Origin of the sequence: Streptomyces sp. NPDC008121, assembly GCF_042957155.1 — a bacterium.
GTDB lineage: Bacteria > Actinomycetota > Actinomycetes > Streptomycetales > Streptomycetaceae > Streptomyces.
Window position 1 is genome coordinate 1 of the sequence record NZ_JBIBHT010000010.1, and the last position, 24495, is coordinate 24495.

The window sequence follows — 24495 nt, forward strand, 5'->3', positions numbered from 1 at the left end:
GGACGCTTCCTTCGTACTCACCCTCTCGGGCTTTCCTCCGGGCTTTTCCCTTCGGTCTTTCGTGTTTCCAGCTTAGCAGATCCGATTTCCGTTTCTGCCACCCGCTGGAGCGGGTTTCGCCTTCTTGGAATTCGCTTTCGCGCTTTCCCTTTCCGGCGGTTCCGACTTTATCAGATTCATTCGGGCCGACCTAATCGGTGGCTTTCGTGATTCGAATAAGGAATCGGATGGCTCCGTGGAAATCGATGTTCCCGACCGGAGCGAGAGAGACACTATCGGGTCGCCCTCGAACTTGTCCAGTTCAGGCAACCGTTAAAATCTACCTCCCCACAGCCCCCGTGTCAACAGGTTTTGTGGGCGAGGAGGAGACTAGCAGGTCAGCGGCGTGCTCCGCACATCAGGCTGCGGTGGGCAGCTGGGCGCTGCGGTCGGGCTCGTCGATGTCGCCGGTGTCGCCGGTGCGGGACGCGCGGGCGCCGAGGACGTAGACGTAGGCGAGGAAGGCCAGCTCGGCGCCGATTCCGATGGTGATGCGGGCCCAGGTGGGGAGGCCCGAGGGGGTTACGAAGCCTTCGATCAGGCCCGCGACGAAGAGGACCAGGGCAAGGCCGATGGCCATGCCGACGGCGGCGCGGCCCTGCTGGGCGAGGGCGGCGCGGCGGGTCGTCGGGCCGGGGTCGATGAGGGTCCAGCCGAGGCGCAGGCCGGTGCCGGCGGCGACGAAGACGGCGGTCAGTTCGAGCAGGCCGTGCGGCAGGACGAGGCCGAGGAAGACGTCGAGGCGGCCGGCGGCGGACATCAGACCGATGCCGACGCCGAGGTTCAGCATGTTGAGGAAGAGGATCCACAGCACCGGGACGCACAGGAACGCGCCGAGGACCAGGCACAGGGCGGCGGCGCGGGCGTTGTTCGTCCAGACCTGGGCGGCGAAGGAGGCCGCGGGGTGGCTGGAGTAGTACGTCTCGTACTGGCCGCCCGGGCGGGTCATCTCGCGCAGGTCGGCGGGGGCCCCGATCGCGGACTGGACCTCCGGGTGGGTGGCGATCCACCAGCCGATGAGCGCCGCGAGGAGGGTGGAGAGGACGGCGGTGGGGACCCACCAGTGGCGGGAGCGGTAGACCGCGGCCGGAAATCCGTTGGTCAGGAAGGTGACGGCGTCGCGCCAGGAGGCGCGGCGGGTGCCGGTGACCGTGGCGCGGGCGCGGGCGACGAGCTGGGTGAGGCGGGCCGTCAGCATGGGGTCCGGGGCGCTGGACTGGATCAGCGAGAGGTGGGTCGCCGTGCGCTGGTAGAGGGTGACGAGTTCGTCGGCCTCGGTGCCGGTGAGTCTGCCGCCGCGGCTCAGGAGGTGGTCCAGGCGTTCCCACTCGGCGCGGTGGGCGGTGACGTAGACGTCGAGGTCCATGATCGGCTGCTGCTCCAGGCACTGGGTGCGTACGGGTCCGTCCTACTGCGGCGCGCTGCGGGTCAGCTTGGCAGACTGTCGTACCGAGGGGTCGGGAAGGTCGGAGAAGGGTGGGCGTCGTGAGCGGGGTTGTGACGGGGGACGCCGTCGTCCTGGGGTTGCGGCCGGCGAGGGTGCCGAGTCGGGCCCTGGCGCTGTGCATCGACCTCGCGGTGGTGTTCACGGTCTATGTGCTGATCACCCTCGGGCTGGCGTTGGCCACGGCCTCGCTGGACGAGGCCGCACAGATGGCGGTGTCGATCGCGTCGTTCCTGCTCGTGCTGGTGGGGGCGCCGATCGCGGTGGAGACGCTGTCGCACGGGCGGTCGCTCGGGAAGATGGCGTGCGGGCTTCGGGTGGTGCGGGACGACGGGGGGCCGATCCGCTTCCGGCATGCGCTGGTGCGGGGCGCCGTCGGGGTCGTGGAGATCCTGATGACCTTCGGGGTCGTCGCGTGCATCGCGTCGCTCGTGTCGGAGCGGGGGCGGCGCCTCGGGGACGTCTTCGCGGGGACACTGGTCGTACGGGAGCGGGTGCCGGTGGCTCGTGGCGCGGCCGTTCCGCCTCCCCCGCCGTGGCTCGCCGGGCGGTTCGCCGGGCTGGATCTGTCGGCGGTGCCGGACGGGCTGTGGCTGGAGATACGTCAGTACCTGACGCGGGTGCGGCAGCTCGATCCGGTCGTGGGGCGGCAGCTCGCCGAGCGGCTGGCCGATGAGCTGGTCGCGCGGACCGGGACTCCTCCGCCTGCCGGGGTGCCGGCCGCGGACTATCTGGCCGGGGTGGTCGGTGAGCGGCAGGCTCGCGAGGCGCGGCGGGCCTTCGCCCCGGCCGCCGTGGCGCCCGCCGGGTTCGGGCCGGGGCCGGCTGTCGGTCAGGCTCCCGGGTCCCCGCCCGCGCCGGTCGGTCCCGGCCCGCACCCCTACGGGGGCGCGGGGTTCGCGGCTCCGGCCGGTCCCGTCGAGCACGCGGCTCCCGGGGGCGCTTCCGCTCCGGTGCCTCCGGCTCCTCCCGCTCCCCCCGCTTCTCCTTCGACGGGGTTCGCGCCTCCCGCCTAGAGCTCGTCCGGGGCGGAGGGGAAGACGGACGGCGGAGTCTCGAGGGCTTCGAGTTCGATGCCGGGGGCGGAGAGGACCACGTCGCCGGCGAGGTGGAGGGTGTGCCGCTCCCCCGTGTCCAGGGCGTTGACCTGGTATTCGTCCACGGTCAGGGGGCCGTTGTCAGTGGCGTGCGCTTCACTCTTCACCAGGGCCCAGGACTGGTCGATCGTGAGGGGGGCGAGGACCGTGTGCGAGAAGGCGACGAGCCGGACGCGGGCCGCGGGGGAACCGGGGGTGAGGCGCAGAAGTCGGCTGATCGCGACGAGGAACGCCGGTGAGGTGCCGGTGAAGGCGTGGGCGCGCACATTGCCTTCCGTGGCATGGCTGCCGGTGGGGTCGGTACGGACCCAGGTGACGCCGTCGAGGGCCGCGCCGCGGACCTGCCAGTCGGCGGCGTGGAGTTCGAGGCGGATGGGGCGGCCGAGTTCGTCGATGGCCAGGTCGACGGAGCCTGCGTGGTCGCCGGAGGGGGTGGTGGTCCGGGAGACGTAGCGCCAGCCGGAGGGGCCGGGCGCGCACTGGAAGTGTTCTTCGCCGAGGGGGGTGTGATCGTGCGGATCATGGAGCGAATAGCGGCCGCGGGGCATGGGTCCTCGGGATGGTTCCTGGGGCGGTAGGTCCGGGTCGGTCGGGCCGGGACGCCGGTGACGGACGCGGCAGGCCCCCGGCACGGGGGTGCGGGGGCCTGCCTGAGTCCTCTACGGGTGCCGTCGACGGGTGTGCGTCAGTGCACGGGCGCCGTCGGTCGGGGCATCAGTAGCGGTAGTGGTCCGGCTTGTACGGGCCCTCGACCCGGACGCCAATGTAGGCGGCCTGCTCGGGGCGCAGGGTCGTCAGCTTCACGCCGAGGGCGTCGAGGTGGAGGCGGGCGACCTTCTCGTCCAGGTGCTTGGGCAGGACGTACACCTCGGTCGGGTACTCCTCCGGCTTGGTGAAGAGCTCGATCTGGGCCAGGGTCTGGTCCGCGAAGGAGTTCGACATCACGAACGACGGATGCCCGGTCGCGTTGCCCAGATTGAGCAGCCGGCCCTCGGAGAGCACGATCAGGACCTTGCCGTCCGGGAACGTCCAGGTGTGGACCTGCGGCTTGACCTCGTCCTTCACGACACCCGGAAGCTTGGCAAGACCCGCCATGTCGATCTCGTTGTCGAAGTGACCGATGTTCCCCACGATGGCCTGGTGCTTCATCCGGGCCATGTCCGAGGCCATGATGATGTCCTTGTTGCCGGTCGTCGTGATGAAGATGTCCGCCGTCTCCACCACATCGTCCAGCGTGGCCACCTGATAGCCGTCCATCGCCGCCTGCAGCGCACAGATCGGGTCGATCTCCGTCACGATCACCCGCGCACCCTGACCACGCAGCGACTCCGCACAGCCCTTGCCCACATCGCCGTACCCGAACACGACCGCGGTCTTCCCACCGATCAGCACGTCGGTGGCACGGTTGATGCCGTCGATCAGAGAGTGACGGCAACCGTACTTGTTGTCGAACTTCGACTTCGTCACCGCGTCGTTCACATTGATCGCCGGGAACAACAGCGTGCCCTCGGACATCATCTCGTACAGACGGTGAACACCCGTCGTCGTCTCCTCCGTCACGCCGCGGATCTCCGAGGCGAGCTGGGTCCACTTCTGCGGGTTCTCACCGAGGGTGCGGTTGAGGAGGGTCAGGATGTGGGCGTACTCCTCGCTGTCCGCGGTGGACGGGTCCGGGGCGGAGCCGGCCTTCTCGAACTCGACGCCCTTGTGGACGAGGAGGGTGGCGTCGCCGCCGTCGTCCAGGATCATGTTCGGGCCGCCGGTGGGGGTGTTCGGCCAGGTCAGCGCCTGCTCCGTGCACCACCAGTACTCCTCCAGGGTCTCGCCCTTCCAGGCGAAGACCGGGACGCCGGCGGGGGCCTCGGGGGTGCCGTTCGGGCCGACGGCGATGGCCGCGGCGGCGTGGTCCTGGGTGGAGAAGATGTTGCAGGAGGCCCAGCGGACCTCGGCGCCGAGGGCGACCAGGGTCTCGATGAGGACGGCGGTCTGCACGGTCATGTGCAGCGAGCCGGTGATCCGGGCGCCGGCGAGGGGCTGCTGCTCGGCGTACTCGCGGCGGATCGACATCAGGCCGGGCATCTCGTGCTCGGCGAGGGTGATCTCCTTGCGGCCGAAGGCGGCCAGGGACAGGTCGGCGACCTTGAAGTCCTGCTGGTTGGCGACAGTCGTCATGACTGGGCTGCTCCTCGTGGTTCGGGTTCGAGGGTCGGTTGAAGCGCCTGACACCGCAGCTCGGGACCCCACGGGCATACGAATGCCCGGGTGCTCCCGCGGTGCAGTCGTCGGAGGCCCTCTCTCCCTCGGCCGGTCCGAGAGGACCGCCCGACCGCCATCAGCAGCGACGTCTGGCTGGTCACGAATCTACACCGATCAGCCCGGCGACCCACAGTCCGCCCGGGGCCGGGATTCGGCCGGATCCGGCCTCGACACGGGGGGTTGGAGATCTTCCGGGGACGGGGAAGGGCCCCGGACCGGGTGGTCCGGGGCCCTTCCCTCGCAGGTGGTGGGCTCAGTGGCCGGAGCCGCCCGGGGACTTCGCGGGGTTGGTGCCGGAGGCTGCCGCCGACTCGCTGTAGATGTCCGGTTCGAGGTAGATGACCCGGGCGATGGGGACGGCGGCGCGGATGCGGTCCTCGGCGGCGTTGATCGCGGTCGCGACCTCGGTGGCCGACTCGTCGTGCCGGACGGCGATCTTCGCGGCGACGAGAAGTTCCTCGGGGCCGAGGTGGAGGGTGCGCATGTGGATGAGGCGGGTGACGGTCACGCCGTCGACGACCGCGTCCTCGATCTTCTTCACCTGGTCGAGGCCGGCGGACTCGCCGAGCAGCAGCGACTTGGTCTCGACGGCGAGGACGAGGGCGATGACGATGAGCAGGACGCCGATGCAGAGCGTGCCGATGCCGTCCCAGAGGCCGTCGCCGGTGGCGAGGGCCAGGCTGACGCCGCCGAGGGCGAGGATCAGGCCGACGAGCGCGCCGAGGTCCTCCAGGAGGACGACCGGCAGCTCGGGGGCCTTGGCCCGGCGGACGAACTCCTTCCAGGAGAGCCCGCCGCGGATGTGGTTCGACTCCTTGATGGCGGTGCGGAAGGAGAACGTCTCGGCGATGATCGCGAAGACGAGGACGCCGACCGGCCAGTACCAGGCCTCGATCTCGTGGGGGTGCTTGATCTTCTCGTAGCCCTCGTAGATGGCGAACATGCCACCGACGGAGAAGAGCACGATGGAGACGAGGAAGGCGTAGATGTACCGCTCGCGGCCGTAGCCGAAGGGGTGCTGGGGGGTCGCTTGGCGCTGGGCGCGCTTGCCGCCGAGGAGGAGCAGGCCCTGGTTGCCGGAGTCGGCGAGGGAGTGCACGCTCTCGGCGAGCATCGAGGACGAACCGCTGAAGAGGAACGCCACGAACTTGGCTACCGCGATCGCGAGGTTGGCGGCGAGTGCCGCCACGATCGCCTTGGTTCCGCCTGACGCGCTCATGGGTGTACGAGTTCCCTTCGTCGATGCTGGGGCCGTGCCGCCGCCGCTGTGCGGCCGCACATTTTTACATCAGGCGATGACGGTGGCGCGGAAGACCGTACCCGCACCGGACAGTTCGGTCCGCTCTCCGGCCGGGACGAAGACGGACTCGCCTGCTGCGAGGGGCAGTTCGCCGGCGGTGGGCCGGCCGGCGACGGCGAGCAGGATCTGCGGGGTGCCGGCGGTGATGTCGGTGGGGGCGGCGCCCTCGGCCCGTACGTAGCGGGAGAGGCGGAACTCGTCGATCGGGGTGTCGTAGACCTCTTCGCCCGACTCGGTGGCCTCGGGGCGCAGGAGGGTCGGGTCGGTCGGCTCGAAGCGGACGACGCGGAGCAGTTCCGGTACGTCGACGTGCTTGGGGGTCAGGCCGCAGCGCAGGACGTTGTCGGAGTTGGCCATGATCTCGACGCCGAGGCCGTCGAGGTAGGCGTGGGGCACTCCGGCGCCGAGGTACATGGCCTCGCCGGGCTGGAGCCGTACGGGGTTGAGGAGCATGGCCGCGATGACGCCCGGGTCGGACGGGAAGTGGTGGGCGAGGGTGGCGTACGGGGCGTGGGCGCCGCCGAGCCGGTCGGCGGCGGCCGTGGCCTCGGCGACGGTGTGGCCCATCTCCTCGTGGTCGGCGGTCAGCAGGGCTGTCAGGACCTCGCGGAGGGCCGCCTCTTCGGGGTGGGCGTGCAGGAGGTCCACGTACGGCTTGAGGGAGTCGACGCCGAGTGCGGCGAGGGTGTCGGCGGCTTCGCCGGGGGCGCGGAAGCCGCAGAGGCCGGTGAACGGCGTGAGCGCGCAGATCAGTTCGGGCTTGTGGTTGGCGTCCTTGTAGTTGCGCCGGGGCGCGTGGATCGGGACGCCGGCCGCTTCCTCGGCGGCGAAGCCGGCCTCGGCCTGGGCGAGGTCGGGGTGGACCTGGAGGGAGAGCGGGGCGCCGGCGGCGAGGATCTTGAACAGGAACGGCAGGCGGGGGCCGAACTTCTCGACGGTGGGCGCGCCCAGTTCGCGTACGGGGTCGGCGTCGATGACCTCGTTCAGGGGTCCGCGCGCGGTGCGGGAGGGGGCCCCGGGGTGGGCGCCCATCCACAGTTCGGCCTGGGGTTCGCCGGTGGGGGTGGTGCCGAGGAGTTCCGGGATGGCCGTGGAGGAGCCCCAGGCGTAGGGGCGGACGGTGTTGACGAGGCGGTCCATGGGCCTTCCAGCCTTCCTCGGGGGTGCGGGTGTGCGAGGCCCGGGCCCAGGGTCCCGGGGAGGTGCCGTGGGGGGCGGGTCAGGTGGTGGTGTGGGGGGTGACGCCTGCGGAGGCCAGGGAGAGGTAGACGGCGGCGAAGTCGGTGACGGCGAGGAGTTCGGCCAGGGCTTCCAGCTCGCCGCCCTCCTCCGGTTCCAGTTCGCTGAGGGCCGTCTCGTGGCTGAGGGCGAGTTCGCGGGCGGCCGGGGCGGCGGTGAGGCCGCCGGCGGGCCGGTCGCGCAGGAGCACGACCCGGGCGCGCAGGGCCTGCGGCTCGTCGACCCGGTCGCGGAAGAAGTCGTCGGGGTCCGCCCCCGCGGCGTAGTCGCCCGCGAGCAGCACGCCGTGGGCGGGCAGGGCTTCGGGGAGTTCGGCGGCGAGTGCGGGCAGTCCGGCCAGTTCGGCGAGTACGGCGGCGAACCGGCGGCCCGCCGGGCCGGCGGCGGCGCCCTCGGTCCAGATCAGCGGGAGGGAGTCGGCGAGTTCGGCGGCGAGGGTCTTGGCCGGGTTGCTGTAGGTGGCGATGGCCGGGCCGCAGCGCTCGGCCGTGCGGTCGAGCCGGTCGGCGACCTTCTCCAGGGTCTCCTGGGGGGCGTCGAGGAGGCCGACCCGGTCGAGCAGCACCAGGAGCGGGGTGAACAGGGCCCAGAGGGCGCTGGGGCCGGCGGCGAGGTCGTCGGAGGTCTCCTCGGCGCTCTCGAAGGGGGCGGTGGCCATCGGCACGAGAAGGCCGTGGGAGCCGTTGACGGCTTCGGAGAGCGGGGAGGTCCTGGGGGCGACGGCGACGACGGTGATGCCCCGGCGGTACGCCTGCTCGGCGAGGAGGGCGAGCCCGGGCTCCGAGCCGTCGGTCGTGGGGATGAGCAGGAGGTCCACGGAGCCGGCCCAGCCCGGGAGCGCCCAGCGCAGGGCGCCCGCGGCGGCGGCGACGCCGGTGGGCTGGAGGCGGATGACGGGGGCGGCGGCTCCGGCGAGGGAGCCGATCAGATCGGCGACGCACGCGGCCGCGGTGCCGGGGCCCGCGACGAGGACGGCGCGGGGGCGGCCCTCGGGGCGGAGGTCGGCGATCCCGGCCTCGGCGGCGTGCCGGGCGGCGGTCCGTACCCGCGCGCCCGCCTCGGCGGCGCCGCGCAGGAGGCCTCGGCGGTCGGCGACGGCCAGGGCGTCCGGTGCGTCGAGGAGGGTCTCGTCCAGCATGGGGCCTCCGATGCGGGCGGGGCGGGTCGGGGTGGGGCGGGCGGCTGGGGGGGGTGGTCCCGGTGGTGCCCGGCCGTCGACCGGGCCCGTGTCGCCACCCGCACCATCCGTGCGTCTCGGATGCCGGCCGGCGGGCGTGCCGCGGCCGGGCAGCGCCGTCGGCGGCTGCTGTTCGCCACTACCCCGGGCGGCGGGCCTCATCCACGAGGAGGACCGGGATGCCGTCGCGGACCGGGTAGGCCAGGCCGCAGTCGTCGCCCGTGCAGACCAGCTCGGGGGTCTCGGCCGCCGTGCGGTCGTTCAGCGGCGCGTGGCAGGCCGGGCAGGCCAGGATCTCCAGGAGGCCGGCTTCGAGCGGCATGAGGTGTCCCTTCGAACGAACATGGTGGTACGGGCGGGCTTCGGGCCAGGTCAGCCTACCGCCGGGCCACAAGGGGGTGTCGTGTCGGTCAGGCCGGATCAGGGAGCGGCGTCCGGTGCCGTGGATCGCCGGGTGTCGTGTCGATGCCCGCCTCGTCACCCGGCGAGGATCCGGTGCGTAAGCGACGGGAAACCGACGGGGAGCGGGCGCGGTGCCGAAGGGAAGCGGGCGCGCACCCGACGGGGGTGGGGCGGGATGCCGGAGGGTGCGGTCCGGGGGGTGTGGCCCGGCGCAGCGCCTGCGGGGCCGGGCCGGGGCCGTGGGGCCGTGGGGCCGTGGAGGCCGGGGCCGTGGGGCGGGCCCCGAGTCGGATCCGTACGGGGTGATCCGGGCGCCACCCGTACGGGGCGGCGGGGCCGGGGCTCCGGCGGGAGCTCCGGCCCCGTTCCGTGTCGGCGGTCAGCGCGGGCCGGGGGCGAAGGGCGACGGCCCGCGCGTCCCGGCAGGCCATCGCGGGCCTGACGCCCGGCGCCGGGCGTCAGGCCCGTGGGCCTCGGGTCTTCGCGGGCACCCTCGTGGGCCTCGGGCCCTCGTGGGCCTCGGGCCGTCTCCGGTCCTCGCGGGCGCCCTCGTGGGCCCTGCGGTGTCGCGTACGTCAGGCCGTCGCGCGGACCAGGGCCAGGACCTCGTCGCGGAGCTTGGCCGTGGTGGGCTCGTCGCGGGATTCGATGTTGAGGCGCAGGAGGGGCTCGGTGTTCGAGGCGCGGAGGTTGAACCACCAGTCCTCGGACGTCACCGTCAGCCCGTCCAGCTCGTCCAGGGTCACGCCCTCCCGGCCCTCGTACGCGGCCCTGACCGCCGCCATGCGGGCGGTCTGGTCGGCGACCGTGGAGTTGATCTCGCCGGAGGAGGCGTACCGGTCGTAGGCGGAGACCAGGTCGGAGAGCGGGCCGTCCTGGCCGCCGAGGGCCGCCAGGACGTGCAGGGAGGCGAGCATGCCGGTGTCGGCGTTCCAGAAGTCCTTGAAGTAGTAGTGCGCGGAGTGCTCGCCGCCGAAGATCGCGCCCGTCTTGGCCATCTCCTCCTTGATGAAGGAGTGCCCGACGCGGGTGCGGACCGGCGTGCCGCCGTTCTCGCGCACGACCTCGGGGACCGACCAGGAGGTGATCAGGTTGTGGATGACCGTGCCGCCGGGGTGCTTGGCCAGCTCGCGCGCGGCGACCAGCGCCGTGATGGCGGACGGGGAGACCGGCTCGCCGCGCTCGTCGACGACGAAGCAGCGGTCGGCGTCGCCGTCGAAGGCGAGGCCGAGGTCGGCGCCCTCGGCGCGGACCCGGGCCTGGAGGTCGACGATGTTCTTCGGGTCGAGGGGGTTGGCCTCGTGGTTCGGGAAGGTGCCGTCGAGCTCGAAGTACATCGGCACGACGTCCAGCGGGAGGTCCGCGAGGACGGTCGGGACGGTGTGGCCGCCCATGCCGTTGCCCGCGTCCACGACGACCTTCAGCGGCCGGATGGCGGTGAGGTCGACGAGGCCCCGCAGGTACGCGGAGTAGTCCGCGAGGGTGTCCTGGCGGGTGATGTCGCCGGTGGTCCCGGCGGCCTCGGGCGCGCCCTGCTCCGACCACTGCTCGACGAGGGCGCGGATCTCGGCGAGGCCGGTGTCCTGGCCGACCGGGGCGGCGCCCGCGCGGCACATCTTGATGCCGTTGTACTGCGCCGGGTTGTGCGAGGCGGTGAACATGGCGCCGGGCAGGTTCAGCCGGCCGGAGGCGAAGTAGAGCTGGTCCGTGGAGCAGAGCCCGATCAGCGTGACGTCGGCGCCCAGGCGGGCGGCGCCGCGCGCGAAGGCGTCGGAGAGGCCCGGCGACGAGGGGCGCATGTCGTGGCCGATGACGATCGCGTCCGCGCCCGTCACCCGTACGAACGCGGCGCCGAACAGCTCGGCGAGACCCTCGTCCCACTGATCCGGCACCACCCCGCGGACGTCGTACGCCTTCACGATCTGCGACAGATCAGCAGCCACGGAACAACCCTCCTGAAGTCACCGCACGCGTATGCGGCGCGTGTACGGAGCGCCCAAACTACCCGGGGCGGGGCGTCCCTACGCAGACCGAGGGGTCGGTCGGGTACCGGTGGCCGGTTTCGGCAGGTGCCGGGGGTGCACGGGGCGGGACGGGCGGCCGCGGAAGCGTTCCGCCGGGGGAGGTACGGGGGACGCACGGGCGGCCATAAAAGCGCGCCGCCGAGGGAGACACGGCCCGGGGACGCGGATCGTCGCGGAAGCGTTCCGCCTCGGGGGCGTCGGGGGTGTCAGGAGTCCGGGGAGCGCAGGACCCGGAGGTGTCCGCGGCGTCCGACCTCCACCGGGTCGCCGCCACGGCCGCCCTTGCCGCCCGCCTCGGCGGCGCGTTCCTGGGGGCGTGCCGCCTCCCGCACCGCGTTGGCGAGGGCTTCGAGGTCGTCCCCGCTGGGCCGGGACGGAGCGGAGCCGTCCGTGAGCCGCACGACGTCCCAGCCGCGCGGGGCGGTGAGGCGCTCGCTGTGTTCGGCACACAGGTCGTAGCAGTGGGGCTCGGCGTAGGTGGCGAGCGGGCCGAGGACCGCAGTCGAGTCGGCATAGACGTACGTCAGTGTCGCGACGGCAGGGCGGCCGCACGCGGTGCGCGAACAGCGACGTACAGGGCTCACGACGTTGGACGGTACCGCACTCTTGAGCGGGCCGCGACGACTCTCCGCCAGGTCACTCGCCCGTGTCGCGGTGTGACGTCCGCCACGGCGCGTCCCCGGACCGCCCCGCTGACCTGCGCGGGAGGAGGCCGACGGGGGCCGCGGCGGCGGTCGATCCGGACGGCGCTCGGCGCCGATCCGGTCAAGGACGGCCAGATGGCCGATCTCCGCTACCTACCGAAACGAGCCGTCGCTTGGCCGGAATGCTCAATAAACGACAGCGGGGTCCGGCCGATCCGGGCCCGGCCTGTGTGCGGCCCGGCCGAGGAACACCGAGGAGAGTTACGCTGCGTCAGTGATGGACAGTCCTGTGCCGCCGCGCCCCTCGTCCCGTCCGTCGTCGAACCCGGCGGAGCCTGCCTCCGCGGGGCCGGGCCCGGCCGACGCGAGCCCGGGCCGCTCCGCCCCGGGCGGCTCGGACATGAGCGAGCCCGGTGACCACCCCGGCACGAGCGAGTCCGGTGACGAGCCCGGCATGAGCGGGTCCGCTGACGAGCTCGATGCCGAGGCCGGTGTGAGCGAGCCCGAGGATGAGTCCGATGCCGAGGCCGGTGTGACCGGGTCCGGCGAGGGCGAGCCGCGTGACGGCACGGCCAACCCGAACGAGTCGCACCCGAACGAGTCGCGTCCGGGCGCGTCGGCCCCCGCCGCGTCGGGCGCCGGTGCCGTGGAGGCGCGTCCGCGTCGGCGCGACCGGCACGGGCGGGGGATGCGCGGGCCGGTGGCCCCGCCGCAGGTCCCGCTGTCCGCGAGCCGGGCCGACTCGTTCCGCGATCTGGTCCTGGACTCCGTCGAGCGGCTGGAGCGGCGCTGGCCGCAGCTGGCGGAGGTCGAGTTCATGGTCCTGGACGTGCCGCCCGCGGTGACGGGCGAGGCCGTGCCCCTCGGGGGGTCCGTACCGGCGGAGAAGAGCGGCCCCGCGCGGGTCGTCGTCTACCGCCGGCCCGTGGAGATCCGCTCCAAGAACCGCGACGAGCGGGCGCTGCTCGTCCACGAGGTCGTGGTGGAGCAGGTGGCCGAGCTGCTGGGCCTGTCCCCCGAAACGGTCGATCCCCGCTACGGGCAGGACTGACCGGCGGATGCACGCCACGGGCGGAGGGCCACCCCCGCCGCCCGACCGGTTCGCGTACTCGTCAGTCGTCCAGGACGGACAGGTCCTGCTTCGCCGCCGGCACCACGACCGTGCCCCGGTCGTCGGCCAGCGTCTGGACCGTGAACATCGGGACGCCGTCCTGCGGGAGGGCCAGCATGCGCGCCGCGTGGACCGGGCCGCCCGAGACGCGCTCCACCGTCAGGGCGTAGGAACCCTTCAGGCCGGCCGGGACGGGCGGTGCCACGGCCGTCGTCGTCCCGGCCTTGACCGTGAACGTCTTGGAGACCGTGGTGCCGCCCCCCGTGCCGGCGGAGGCGGTGACCTTGACCTCGGCCGTCTCGGCGGGAGCGGTCAGCGAGAGCGTCGAACCGGCCGCGCGGTTGTCCGCGACGATGGCGCGGGCGGTGATCGCCGGGGTCGCCGGGATGAAGGCGACCTCCTGCTTGTCGCCCTTGCCGCGGACCACCCGCAGGGCGGCGGCCACGGGGGTGGGCTTCTTCGGGTCGGCCGGGGTGAGCAGCAGCGCGCCCGCCTCGCCCCGGGTGAGGTCCGGCAGGTCGACGGCGGCGGTCATCCCCGACTTCACCGACAGGGCCTGCGCGCTCGCCGGCACGATCGTGCCGCCCTCGCCGACCAGCTGGATCTTCAGGTCGGCGTCGTCGTCGCCGGGCGCGTACGCCACCAGGCGGACGGAGGTGGCGTCCTTCGGGATGCCGGGCAGGACGACGCGGGCGGCGGGGTCGGCCGACGCGGCGAGCCAGTCGCTGCCCAGCTTGTCGTCGGCGGCCCCGATGACCGCGCCGACGCGTCCGCTGCGGGTCGTCACGTGCACGGTCACGTCGGGCTGTGCGGCCTCGGTGGTGAGCGTGGAGAGCAGGACGGGGACGCTGGAGTGGGCCGGGACCGGGATGCCCTCGGTGAGCTGCGAGGGGAGGGCGCCCTCGGGGCCGTACAGCTCGATGTCGGCGACGGCGGCGGTGTCGTCGGGGTTGGTGAGGTGGACGTAGTCCTGGCGCTCCTTGGCCGTGGAGGCGGCCGGGAACCAGAAGTCCGTGTCCGGCGCGGTGCAGGAGACGCCGAGGAGCCCGCGGGAGCCGCCGGCCGGGACGACGGTGGTCTGCTGGACGGTCCAGCCGGGGGCGAGGGTGCCGGTCGCCGAGCCGGTGAGGGCGGGGGCGGCGCCGCCGTCGGCCTTGGCGGTGACGGGTGTGCCGGGCCGGGTGACGGTGGCCGGGGGCTTGGCGGCCCCGGGCTTCTTCGGCTTGCCGTCGGCCGGCGCGGCGGCGGCGGCCGGCCTGAGCTCCGCCTTGCCCGCCGCCCCCGGCTTGCCGGTGCCCGCGGCGGGCGCGCCGGTCTTCCCGGCCGGGGTGTACGAGGTGTAGACCGTCTCGGCCAGCTCGGAGACGCTCGGGGCCGGGCAGAGCAGGCTGGAGCGCTCCACGGGCAGCGGCTGCCCTGCGAGGGCGGGGGCCGCGGGGGCGCCGTCGGGCGCGGTCAGGGCGGCGAAGCCGGTGACGGCGGCGAGGGCGGTGGCGGCCGCGATCAGGGAGAGGGTGGTGCGCTTCACTGGTTGCTGCTCCCGTCGGGACGCTGCTCGGTGTCATAGCCGTAGCCGTACGGGTCGTACGCCTGCTGCCCGTGCCCCTGCCGGCCGTGCCCCTGCTGGTCCGGGGCCTGCGGGTCGTGCGGGGGCTGCTGCTCATAGGGCTGCTCGTACGGCTGCTGCTCGTACCCCTGCTGCTGGTACGGGTCGTACTGCTGCTGACCGTAGGTCTGCTCGTAGCCCTGCTCGTAGCCCTGCTCGTACGCCTGCTGGTCGTACTGCTGGGGGTGCTGCTGGTACGGGTCGGCGGCGTACGGCGCGTACTGCTGGGGGTAGCCCTGCTGGGCGTACTGCTCCTGGGGCTGCTGCCACTCGTCGGCGGTGTACGTCTGCTGCGCCGGGACGGTGACGGGCGCCGGGGCCTGTCCGTCCGCCGGGGCGTGCGCGGTGTCCGTGGCTTCCGCGCCCTCGGCGGCCGTGGCGGCCTCCGCCTCGGCGGCGGCGCGCAGCCGGCGGGCCCGGCGGCCGTCGCCCTCCATGGCCTGGGCGGGGACGGCGACCTCCTCCTCGGGCAGGTCGTCGTCGATCTCGCGTCGCCGGCCGGGCAGGGCGAGGACGAGCAGGACGACGGCGAGGCCGGCCTGGGCCCAGATCCAGGCGGTGTGGGTGAGCGGCTCGTCGTACGTGAGGTCGAGGCGGCCGCCCTCGGTGGGCAGGGCGAAGCCCTGGGCCCAGCCGTCGACGGTGGTCTTCTTCAGCTCCTTGCCGTCGAGCGTGGCCGTCCAGCCGTCGTCGGCGCGGTCGGCGATGCGCAGGACCCGGCCGGCGGGGCCCGCCGGGATCTTCGTGTGGGCCTCGACGGGTCCGGCGGCGACGGCGACGGGCCGGGCCGCGGTGTCCGTTCCGGCGCCGCTACCGGCGGGGGCGCCTTCGGCCGGGGCGGCGGGGACGATCATGGCGCGGGCGACTTCGCGGTCGACGCGCCAGAGCGCGCTGCCGTCGAGCTGGCTGAGGCGGCTGAGGCCGGGGGTGGAGTCGAGGACGCGGCTCATCTGGCGCGGTGCCCCGTCCCGTACGAGGACGTAGCGGATGGCGAAGCCGCTCAGCTCGGCCGTCTGGTCGGCGCCGGAGCCGGCCACGAGGTGGGCGACGACCTTGTCCAGGAGGGGGTCGCCGCCGGCGGCGGCGGCCAGTTCGGCGTCGCCGAGGCGACCGCCGGAGCCGCGGACGAGGGTGTACGCGACCTCGCCGGGCGAGGTGCCGCCGAGGACGAGGGTGCGGGGCTGGTCGCGGGTGCCGCTCTCCTCGGCGACGAACGCCGGGACCTGGACGGGGTCGCGGCGGGTCAGCGGGCCGTCGGCGCCGGCGATCATCCAGGTGACGGCGGCGGTGACCGGTCCGAGGGCGGCGGCGAGGGCGATGAGGGCGGCGACCGGCTGGCGCCAGCCGAAGCCGTGGGCGGCGACGCGGGTGCGGCCGCCTTCTGCGCCGATCATGCCGGCAACGAGGAGGGCCGCGCCGTAGACGAGGGTGGCGGGGCCGGCCCAGCCGGTGCCGTCGGCGCCGTTGGACAGGGCGGCGAAGAGGAGGCCGGCGAGGGCGGCGGCCCAGGCGGTGCGGACGGCGAACCGGCGCTCCTCGCGCAACAGCCCGGCCAGGGCGGCGAGCACGATGCCGACGAGGAGGAGGCCGCTGAGGGTGCCGGGGCCGCCGGGGCTGATCCCGAGCAGGTCGAGGGCGGAGGCCGTTCCCGTACGAATATCGAGCCCGGCCTCGCGGAGGAAGGCGCTCGGGCCGGTCAGCAGGGTGAGCGACCAGGGGGCCAGCACGAGGAGGGGGGTGCCGACGGTCGCCAGGAAGCGGAGTCCGTACGCGGTGATGTCGTCGCGGCGCAGGACGAGGACGGCGATGCCGAGGACAACCGCGAGCGGCCAGACGATCGGGGTGAACGCCATCGTGAAGGTCAGCAGGAAGGTGTAGGCCCAGGTGGCGCGCCAGCTGCCGCGGTCCGGGCGGTGGAGTCCGGCGGCGGCGACGGCGGCGCGGGCGATGAGCGGGAGCAGGATCGCCAGGACGGCGGTGCCGAGGCGGCCGGTGGCGAGCGCTCCGGTGGCGGCGGGCAGGAACGCGTACGCGATGGAGCCCCAGGCGCGCAGCAGCCGGGACTCGACGATCGGCCGGGCCGCGAAGTAGGCGGTGAAGCCGGCCAGCGGGACCGAGCAGACGAGGAGCAGGGTCAGCGCGAAGGAGGTGGAGCCGAGGAAGAGCGTGGAGAGTCCGGCGAGGACGGCGAGGTACGGCGGTGCGGTCTGGGTGCCGCCGGTGCCGATGGCGTGCCAGGCGTCGGCGTACCGGGCCCAGAGTCCGGAGACGGAGTCGGGGGCGGGCAGCAGGGCTCCGCCGGCGAGCGAGCCGCCGCCGTAGAGCCCGCGGCAGGCGACCACGGAGACGATGAGGAGCAGGGCGAAGAGGAGCGGTCCCGGCTTGCCGGCGATCTTCTTCAGGCGGGCGAACTGCTCGATCTCCAGGAAGTCGGCGTCGTCGCCGCCGGGGCCGGATTCGACGGCGCCGTGGCGGGATCCGCCGGAGTCGGCGTCGGAGCCGCCGAAGTCGGCGGCGACCTGTTCGGCGGCGGCCCGGACGGTGGCGCCGGGCGGCGGGAAGAGCGGGCGCAGTTCGCTCGCGGCGACGGCGGGGTTCTTGCGGCGCTTGCGGGCGGCGAGGATCCTCTCGGGCCGCAGCAGGGTGCCGAAGAGGCCCATGACCTCGTCGACGGCCTGGCCGGGGACCTTGCCGACGAGGTAGGCGAGGGTCCGCAGCAGGGTGCCGAGGACCAGCCGGACGAGGACGTACGGGAGGGCGGCGCCGCGGGTGTTGGCGAGGAGGGTGTAGACGGCTCCGGCCTTGTCGACGCGGTGCGGGTTGGCGACGGAGCGGCCGGCGCAGTCGACGGTGCGGCGTTCGCGGGCGGAGGCCTCGGCGTGCCGCAGGACGGCGTCGGGGGCGACGAGGACGCGGTGGCCGGCGGAGTGGGCGCGCCAGCAGAGGTCGACGTCGTCGCGCATGAGGGGCAGGCGCCGGTCGAAGCCGCCGAGCTCCTCGAAGACGTCGCGGCGGATCAGCATGCCGGCGCTCGACACGGACAGGACGGAGCGGACCTGGTCGTGCTGGCCCTGGTCCTGTTCGCGGCGGTCGAGTCCGGTCCAGCGGCGGCCGCTGCGGGCGATGGAGACGCCGGCTTCGAGCAGCTGCTTGCGGTCGTACCAGCCGCGGAGCTTGGGGCCGACGACGGCGGCGTACGCGTCGGAGTCGGCGACGCGCAGGAGTTCGGCGAGCGCGTCGGGCTCGGGGGCGCAGTCGTCGTGGAGGAGCCAGAGCCACTGCACGGGCTCGCCGTGCGGGAGTTCCGGCAGGTCGTAGGCGTCGTCGCGCCAGGTGCGGCTGACGGGGTCCCAGCCGCTGGGGCGCTTCAGGTACGGGAGTTCCTCGGGGCCGAGCACGGGGGCGGTGCGGGCGGCCTCCTCGACGGCGGCTCCGAAGCCGGTGCGGCGGGCGAGGTGCAGGACGCGGTCGTCGCCGATGGCGTCGGCGAGCAGGCGCGCGGAGTCGTCGGCGCTGCCGGTGTCGGCGGCGAGGACGTTCTGCACGGGGCGTTCCTGGGCGAGCAGCCCGGCGAGGGCGTCCGGCAGCCAGCGGGCGCCGTCGTGGGCGACGAGCACGGCGGTGACGACGTGTCGCGGAAACTCGGGAGTTGAGGACATCGAGGTACGGGCCCTCCGGCCGGGGGTCGCCCGCGGGGGGCGTGGGTGCGTCTCGGACGGGGCCCCACACTAACGGCTGCCAACGGGGACGGTCCGCCGCCTGTGGACAGAGCACAGGGGGCGGACCGTTCGGTGTGTGCGGGTGTGCGCGGTTTGGGGCCGGGCTTCGGCATCGTGTGCCGGGGTCCGGCGGGGCCGCGGCCGTCGGGCGCCGTGGGCGTCAGACGGCGGCCTTCTTGAGGCGCCGGCGTTCGCGTTCGGACAGACCGCCCCAGATGCCGAAGCGTTCGTCGTTCTGGAGGGCGTACTCCAGACACTCGGAGCGGACCTCGCACGCCAGGCAGACCTTCTTGGCCTCGCGGGTCGAGCCGCCCTTCTCGGGGAAGAAGGACTCGGGATCGGTCTGGGCGCACAGTGCGCGCTCCTGCCAGCCGAGTTCCTCGTCCGCGTCCTCGACCAGCAGTTCCTGGAACAACTCGGTCATGTGCGCCCCTCGTCTGTCTTTAGCGTCCCCGTGATGTAGCCGTTACCGATTCCGGCCGAACGACACGAGTGAAATTACAAGTTCGTGCTCTGTGCGAGTCAAGCCGGAATCTGCTATTGGGCCCGGTATTCACTCTGCGGAACCAAGGCTACGCGGAAAGTGTTCAAATCACTAAAAACCTGACACATGCCACCGGCCTGACCCGCGTCCCGCTCGAAGGGAAGGACGACCGAGGCGTGGATCTTGTTGCGATTCGGCCACGGAAGCGATCGGGATCACAGTCCGGTCACGAGACGTCTGCCGCGTTTACGGGCTTGGTTGCTGCGCCATGTCTCCTGGTCCGGCGCTGCACAAACCTTTCTCCGGGCGCTGTAACCGGATGAGGTGAAACTTTGCCCCCAAAACGGGCAATGAGTTGACAGTCGGGCCGCCCGCCCGTCACCTTTGGTGCCATGCCAGCGATCTCAGCGCCCTCCGCGACCCGCGCCCGTGGGTTCCGCCGCGCTGTCCAGGCTCGCTGTTGCTGTTGTTGTCCCAGCTGTTGATCCCTCAGCTGAAGATCCACCGGCTGTGGACACACCGGCCGTCGATGCCCCGGCTCCCTCAGCCCCAGGGCTCCGGCCCTCTCGCTCTCTCGCGTCACCCTTCTCGCGCTACCCCCGTTTTCCCGGGGCACCCCCATTTTTTTGCGACACCCCCGCACTGCACCTTTCTGCTCCTGCCGAGGAACCACCGCACCCATGAACAGCAGCGACAGCGACCTGAAGATCGCCGGCGACATCCTGGAGGTCCAGCACCTCCTCCAGCCCGCCCGCGAGCACCCCGCCACCGTGGCCGAGTTCGCCGGCCTCGCCCGCTCTCTCGCCGCGGACCGCGCCCAGTGGGCCCCGTACGTCCGGTACGACGCCACCACCCGCTGGTACCACCGGCTGCGCACCGGCCCCGGCTACGAGGTCTGGCTGCTCTCCTGGGTGCCCGGTCAGGGCAGCGGAGCCCACGACCACGGCGACTCGTCCGGCGTGCTGACCGTCCTCGAGGGCGAACTGACGGAGCGTACGGACCGGGGCGTACGGACGCTGGGGGCCGGGGCGCAGCGGGTCTTCGCGCCCGGGTACGTGCACGAGGTCGCCAACGACTCCCTGGAGCCGGCGGTCAGCCTGCACGTCTACTACCCGGGCCTGACCGAGATGCCCCTGCACGCCTCGCACCGCGAAGGGGCCACCGCGGCCCCGGTCGCCCCCGCGGGAGCCGGAACGGTCTCCGGACCGGGTGCTCCGGCCTCCGCGGCCGCCCTGGGAGCCTGACGTTCCCGTCCGTCACCCGCCTGACAGACTGTTCGCATGCGCATTGTGGTTCTGGCAGGTGGCATCGGTGGGGCCCGTTTCCTTCGCGGTCTGAAGCGGGCCGCGCCCGACGCGGAGATCACCGTCATCGGCAACACCGGTGACGACATCCATCTCTTCGGGCTGAAGGTCTGCCCCGACCTCGACACGGTGATGTACACCCTCGGCGGTGGCATCGACGAGGAGCAGGGCTGGGGGCGCGAGGACGAGTCCTTCACGGTGAAGGAGGAGCTCGCGGCGTACGGGGTCGGGCCCGAGTGGTTCGGCCTCGGCGACCGGGACTTCGCCACCCATATCGTCCGTACCCAGATGCTGGGCGCGGGCTTCCCGCTGAGCGCCGTCACCGAGGCGCTGTGCGCCCGCTGGCAGCCCGGCGTACGGCTGATCCCGATGTCCGACGACCGGATCGAGACCCATGTCGCCATCGACGTGGACGGCGAGTCCAGGGCGGTGCACTTCCAGGAGTACTGGGTACGGCTCCGGGCGTCCGTGGACGCGAAGGCCGTCGTGCCGGTCGGCGCCGAGACCGCGAAGCCGGCGCCCGGCGTGCTGGAGGCGATCGCCGAGGCGGACGTCGTTCTCTTCCCGCCGTCCAACCCCGTGGTGTCGGTCGGCACGATCCTGGCCGTGCCGGGGATCCGCGAGGCGATCGCCGAGGCGGACGTGCCGGTCGTCGGCCTCTCCCCCGTCGTCGGCGGCGCGCCCGTGCGGGGCATGGCCGACAAGGTCCTCGCGGCGGTGGGGGTGGAGTCCACGGCCTCCGCGGTGGCGCGGCACTACGGCTCGGGGCTGCTCGACGGCTGGCTCGTCGACACGGTCGACGCCGGAACCGTGGCGGACGTGGAGGCGGCGGGGATCCGCTGCCGGGCGGTGCCGCTGATGATGACGGACCTGGACGCGACCGAGGCGATGGCGCGCGAGGCGCTGGCGCTGGCGGAGGAGGTCCGGGGATGACGCGAGACACGGCCGTGCCGGGGGCGGCGGGGGACACCGGCGCGCCCGCCTACCGGGTGTGGGCGCCGGGCGGGCTGCCCGAGGTGCGGAGCGGGGACGATCTCGCCAAGCTGATCGCCTCCGCGGCCCCGGAGCTGCGGGACGGTGACGTCCTGCTCGTCACCTCGAAGATCGTCAGCAAGGCCGAGGGGCGGATGATCGCCGCCGACGACCGCGAGGAGGCGATCGACGCCGAGACCGTACGCGTGGTCGCGCGGCGCGGCGCGCTCCGGATCGTGGAGAACCGGCAGGGGCTCGTCATGGCCGCCGCCGGTGTGGACGCCTCCAACACCCCCGCCGGGACGGTGCTGTTGCTGCCCGTCGACCCGGACGCCTCGGCCCGGGCCATCCGGGAGGGGCTGCGGGACGCGCTCGGTGTCGACGTCGGCGTCGTCGTCACGGACACCTTCGGCCGGCCCTGGCGCAGCGGTCTGACGGACGTGGCGATCGGTGCGGCCGGGGTGCGGGTCCTCGACGACCTGCGCGGGGGTACGGACGCCCACGGCAACCCGCTCGGCGCGACCGTCGTCGCCACCGCCGACGAACTCGCCGCGGCGGGAGACCTGGTCAAGGGGAAGACGAGCGGGATGCCGGTCGCCGTGGTCCGCGGGCTGCCGCACCTGGTGGGCGAGGTCGCCGGCGCCGAGGGCGGGGCCCGGGCGCTGATCCGGGGCGCCGCGGACGACATGTTCCGGCTCGGCACCTCGGAGGCGGTCCGGGAGGCGGTGACCCAGCGGCGTACCGTCCGGGAGTTCACCGACGAGCCCGTCGACCCCGGGGCGGTCCGGCGCGCCGTCGCGGCCGCCGTCACGGCGCCGGCCCCGCACCACACCACGCCCTGGCGTTTCGTCCTGCTCGAATCGGCCGGGTCCAGGACCCGGCTGCTCGACGCGATGCGGGAGGCGTGGATCGCGGACCTGCGCCGGGACGGCAGGTCGGAGGAGTCGGTCGCCCGGCGCGTCCGCCGCGGCGACGTCCTGCGGAACGCGCCGTACCTCGTCGTGCCGTGCCTGGTCATGGACGGCTCCCATCACTACGGCGACGCGCGCCGGGACGCCGCCGAACGCGAGATGTTCGTCGTGGCTGCGGGCGCGGGCGTGCAGAACTTCCTGGTGGCGCTGGCGGGTGAGCGGCTGGGCTCGGCGTGGGTGTCGTCCACGATGTTCTGCCGGGACGTCGTCCGGGAGGTCCTCGGGCTGCCGGAGGGCTGGGACCCGATGGGAGCGGTGGCGGTCGGACACGCGGCGGTGGCGCCGAAGGAGCGGCCGGCGCGGCAGGCGGGACCGTTCATCGAGGTGCGCTGAGGCCACCGCAGACCGGGGCGGGCGCAGACCCGGGGCGGGCGCGGGCCGGGGCGGGCGGGCGCGGGCCGGGGCGGGCGGGCGCGGGCCGGGGCCTCGTCAGAGGGCCGCGATGTCGCCCGGGGTCATCCGGGGCGCGCGGCGGGGCGGGGTGTGGCCGCTGAGCAGGATCAGCCGGGCCGCGCGGTGCCGCTGGCCGGCGTAGGGCGCGAGCAGTTCCAGCATGGCCGCGTCGTCGGCGGTGCGGTCGCCCGCGAGGGCGTGGCCGACGATGCCGGGCAGGTGGTAGTCGCCGACGCTCACGGCGTCCGGGGCGCCGTTGCTGCGCTGGACGGTCTCGGCGGAGGTCCAGGGGCCGATGCCGGGGATCAGCTCCAGGCGCCGCTGGGCCTCCTCCGGCTCGATCGTGGCCGCCTCCTCCATGCGGCGGGCGACCTTGGCGGCGCGCAGGACGGTGGCGGCGCGCTTGCCGTCGACGCCGGCGCGGTGCCACTCCCAGGACGGGATGAGCGACCAGGTGCGGGCGTCGGGCACGACGTGCAGTCCGTACGTCCCCTCCGGCGTGGGCCCGGGGGCCGGCTCGCCGAACTTCCGTACGAGCAGACGCCAGGCGCGGTACGCCTCCGCGGTCGTGACCTTCTGCTCCAGGATCGACGGGACCAGCGACTCCATGACCAGGCCGGTCCGGGTGAGGCGGAGTCCGGCGCGGCGGCGGTGGGTGGCGGCGAGCAGCCGGTGGCGGGGGGTGAAGACGGACGGGTCGTCGTCGGCGCCGAGGAGCTGGGGCAGCCGGTCGAGGAACCACTGCGCGCCGGGCCCCCACGCCTCGGCCTCCACCGCGCCGCCCCGGGCGACGACCCTGAGCGTGCCGGGCCCGGCGGGCGTACGGCTGGTCCGCCAGACGGACCCGTCGGCGGTGGCCCGGAAGGTGGGGTCGCCGGGCCCGCGCCGCAGCGGGCCGAGGGTGAGCCCCAGGTCCAGCGGCTCCTCCGGCACCCACCGCCGCGTCACCGCGGCCGTCCGGACGGCACCGGCCGGGCGGGGAGGGGGCACGGCGACATGACCGCCCCGCACGCTGGTGCGGGTGGGACGTGGAGCGAAGCGGCCGGCCATGGGTACGAGGGTAAGCGGCCGGGGGCGGCGGGGGGTGCCGGAGACGGCGCCGGGCCGGGCCGCTCCGGTGCCGCTGGTCCGCTGGTGGTCCGCTACTGGTCCGAGGAGAAGCGGACCGAGCCCGCCGGGAGGCGGGCGTCGCACCAGACGCGGACGCCGTCGCGGAGTTCGTTGTCGGCCCCCACGTGGGCGCCGTCACCGATGACCGTGCCCGTCAGGACCGTGCGGGCGCCGATGCGGGCGCCCGCGCCGATCAGGGAGTCGGTGATCACCGCGCCGGGTTCGACCACCGCGCCCGCCAGCAGGACGGAGCCCGTGACGCGGGCGCCCTCGCCGACCACCGCGTCCGCGCCGACCACCGTGCCGCCGGTGAGCTTGGCGTCCGGGGCGACGCGGGCCGACGGCAGGACGAGCCGGTCGCCGCAGCGGCCCGGGACCGCCGGCGACGGGGCGCGGCCCAGGACCAGGTCGGCGGAGCCGCGGACGAAGGCCTGCGGGGTGCCCAGGTCGAGCCAGTAGGTGGAGTCGACCATGCCCTGGAGGTGCGCCCCCGAGGCGAGCAGGTCGGGGAACGTCTCCCGTTCGACGGAGACGGGGCGGCCCGCCGGGATCGTGTCGATCACCGAGCGGCGGAAGACGTACGCCCCCGCGTTGATCTGGTCGGTGACGATCTCCTCGGGCGTCTGCGGCTTCTCCAGGAAGGCCGTGACGCGGCCGGTGCCGTCCGTCGGGACCAGGCCGAAGGCCCGCGGGTCCTCGACGCGGGTCAGGTGCAGCGAGACGTCGGCGCCCGACGAGGCGTGGGTGGCGACCAGCGCCTGGATGTCCAGGCCGGTCAGAATGTCGCCGTTGAAGACCAGCACCGGGTCGTCCGGGCCGGAGTCCAGGCGCGAGGCGACGTTGCGGATCGCGCCGCCCGTGCCGAGCGGCTCGTCCTCGGTGACGTACTCCAGGCGCAGCCCCAGCGACGAACCGTCGCCGAAGTAGGGCTCGAAGACCTCCGCCAGATACGACGTGGCGAGCACGATGTGCTCCACGCCCGCCGCGCGGGCACGAGCCAGTTGGTGCGTCAGGAACGGGACGCCCGCCGCCGGAACCATCGGCTTCGGGGTGTTCACCGTCAGGGGCCGCAGCCGTGTGCCCTTGCCACCGACCAGGAGGATCGCTTCTGTCACCTGTCGTCTCTGCTTCCTGTCCGGGTCCGGTCACATCGCTCGTCCGTGCGATATGACCGGTCAGTTTATGCGGACGTTCAGGCGGGTT

The 24495-nt window shown here is 73.8% G+C and carries 19 protein-coding genes; 5 read left to right on the forward strand and 14 right to left on the reverse strand.

The genetic code is table 11. The features are described 5' to 3' along the window. Positions 1-397: 397 nt before the first annotated feature. The gene (locus ACFZBD_RS29405) at positions 398-1405 is read right to left on the reverse strand and encodes a stage II sporulation protein M (RefSeq protein ID WP_391145376.1); all 1008 of its coding nucleotides are present in this window, start codon (positions 1403-1405) and stop codon (positions 398-400) included. A 119-nt stretch (positions 1406-1524) separates the two neighbouring features. Between ACFZBD_RS29405 and ACFZBD_RS29410 the strand changes: the two genes are divergently transcribed. Next, on the forward strand, positions 1525-2499 hold the full coding sequence (locus ACFZBD_RS29410) for an RDD family protein (protein ID WP_391145379.1): 975 nt from the start codon (positions 1525-1527) through the stop codon (positions 2497-2499). Here the strand turns inward: ACFZBD_RS29410 and ACFZBD_RS29415 are convergent. The 8 genes from ACFZBD_RS29415 to ACFZBD_RS29450 all read right to left on the reverse strand — a co-directional run bounded on the left by ACFZBD_RS29415 (position 2496) and on the right by ACFZBD_RS29450 (position 11613). Continuing rightward, positions 2496-3128, reverse strand: a complete 633-nt coding sequence (locus tag ACFZBD_RS29415) for a hypothetical protein (RefSeq protein ID WP_391145381.1) — start codon at positions 3126-3128, stop codon at positions 2496-2498. The two genes, ACFZBD_RS29410 and ACFZBD_RS29415, sit on opposite strands and share 4 nt — an antisense overlap. 166 nt (positions 3129-3294) lie before the next feature. After that, on the reverse strand, positions 3295-4752 hold the full coding sequence (gene ahcY / locus ACFZBD_RS29420) for an adenosylhomocysteinase (protein WP_391145383.1): 1458 nt from the start codon (positions 4750-4752) through the stop codon (positions 3295-3297). A gap of 337 nt (positions 4753-5089) precedes the next feature. Then, positions 5090-6055: a cation diffusion facilitator family transporter gene (locus ACFZBD_RS29425; protein ID WP_391145387.1), complete on the reverse strand. Its 966-nt coding sequence runs from the start codon at positions 6053-6055 to the stop codon at positions 5090-5092. A gap of 69 nt (positions 6056-6124) precedes the next feature. After that, a complete protein-coding gene (gene manA / locus ACFZBD_RS29430; RefSeq protein WP_391145390.1) occupies positions 6125-7276 on the reverse strand; it encodes a mannose-6-phosphate isomerase, class I in 1152 nt (383 codons plus the stop codon). Positions 7277-7355: 79 nt separating this feature from the next. Further along, entirely contained in the window at positions 7356-8513 is a 1158-nt protein-coding gene (locus tag ACFZBD_RS29435) for an SIS domain-containing protein (RefSeq protein ID WP_391145392.1), read from the reverse strand. A gap of 178 nt (positions 8514-8691) precedes the next feature. Continuing rightward, a complete protein-coding gene (locus ACFZBD_RS29440; RefSeq protein WP_391145394.1) occupies positions 8692-8874 on the reverse strand; it encodes a Trm112 family protein in 183 nt (60 codons plus the stop codon). A 655-nt stretch (positions 8875-9529) separates the two neighbouring features. Beyond that, positions 9530-10897, reverse strand: coding sequence for a phosphomannomutase/phosphoglucomutase (locus tag ACFZBD_RS29445; RefSeq protein ID WP_391145397.1), 1368 nt, complete (start codon positions 10895-10897; stop codon positions 9530-9532). 287 nt (positions 10898-11184) lie between these two features. Then, positions 11185-11613 (reverse strand): DUF3499 family protein, encoded by a 429-nt coding sequence (locus tag ACFZBD_RS29450; RefSeq protein WP_391146112.1) that lies wholly within the window; start codon positions 11611-11613, stop codon positions 11185-11187. 655 nt (positions 11614-12268) lie between these two features. On the opposite strand from ACFZBD_RS29450, the gene ACFZBD_RS29455 reads away from it, so the two are divergent. Beyond that, the gene (locus ACFZBD_RS29455) at positions 12269-12673 is read left to right on the forward strand and encodes a metallopeptidase family protein (RefSeq protein WP_391146115.1); all 405 of its coding nucleotides are present in this window, start codon (positions 12269-12271) and stop codon (positions 12671-12673) included. A gap of 61 nt (positions 12674-12734) precedes the next feature. On the opposite strand, the gene ACFZBD_RS29460 is transcribed toward ACFZBD_RS29455, so the two are convergent. The 3 genes from ACFZBD_RS29460 to ACFZBD_RS29470 form a co-directional block, all read right to left on the reverse strand. Then, positions 12735-14261, reverse strand: coding sequence for a DUF5719 family protein (locus ACFZBD_RS29460; RefSeq protein ID WP_391145400.1), 1527 nt, complete (start codon positions 14259-14261; stop codon positions 12735-12737). After that, on the reverse strand, positions 14258-17998 hold the full coding sequence (locus tag ACFZBD_RS29465; RefSeq protein WP_391145403.1) for a glycosyltransferase: 3741 nt from the start codon (positions 17996-17998) through the stop codon (positions 14258-14260). Before ACFZBD_RS29465 ends, ACFZBD_RS29460 begins: the two co-directional genes overlap by 4 nt. 220 nt (positions 17999-18218) lie before the next feature. Beyond that, complete coding sequence (locus ACFZBD_RS29470) at positions 18219-18482, reverse strand: WhiB family transcriptional regulator (protein WP_015033978.1); 264 nt, start codon at positions 18480-18482, stop codon at positions 18219-18221. A gap of 740 nt (positions 18483-19222) precedes the next feature. Here ACFZBD_RS29470 and ACFZBD_RS29475 point away from each other — a divergent pair. Genes ACFZBD_RS29475 through ACFZBD_RS29485 form a run of 3 tightly spaced genes read left to right on the forward strand, consistent with a single transcriptional unit; the run spans position 19223 to position 22122 of the window. Next, complete coding sequence (locus ACFZBD_RS29475; protein WP_391145406.1) at positions 19223-19786, forward strand: cupin domain-containing protein; 564 nt, start codon at positions 19223-19225, stop codon at positions 19784-19786. 36 nt (positions 19787-19822) lie between these two features. Beyond that, positions 19823-20779 (forward strand): 2-phospho-L-lactate transferase, encoded by a 957-nt coding sequence (gene cofD, locus ACFZBD_RS29480; protein ID WP_391145409.1) that lies wholly within the window; start codon positions 19823-19825, stop codon positions 20777-20779. After that, a complete protein-coding gene (locus ACFZBD_RS29485; RefSeq protein ID WP_391145412.1) occupies positions 20776-22122 on the forward strand; it encodes a coenzyme F420-0:L-glutamate ligase in 1347 nt (448 codons plus the stop codon). The genes cofD and ACFZBD_RS29485 overlap by 4 nt, the downstream gene beginning before the upstream one ends. A 96-nt stretch (positions 22123-22218) precedes the next feature. Here ACFZBD_RS29485 and ACFZBD_RS29490 read toward each other — a convergent pair whose 3' ends face one another. Both ACFZBD_RS29490 and ACFZBD_RS29495 read right to left on the reverse strand, forming a co-directional pair. Continuing rightward, complete coding sequence (locus ACFZBD_RS29490; RefSeq protein WP_391145415.1) at positions 22219-23232, reverse strand: DNA-3-methyladenine glycosylase family protein; 1014 nt, start codon at positions 23230-23232, stop codon at positions 22219-22221. Positions 23233-23324: 92 nt separating this feature from the next. After that, positions 23325-24407, reverse strand: coding sequence for a sugar phosphate nucleotidyltransferase (locus ACFZBD_RS29495; RefSeq protein WP_391145418.1), 1083 nt, complete (start codon positions 24405-24407; stop codon positions 23325-23327). Positions 24408-24495: the final 88 nt, after the last annotated feature.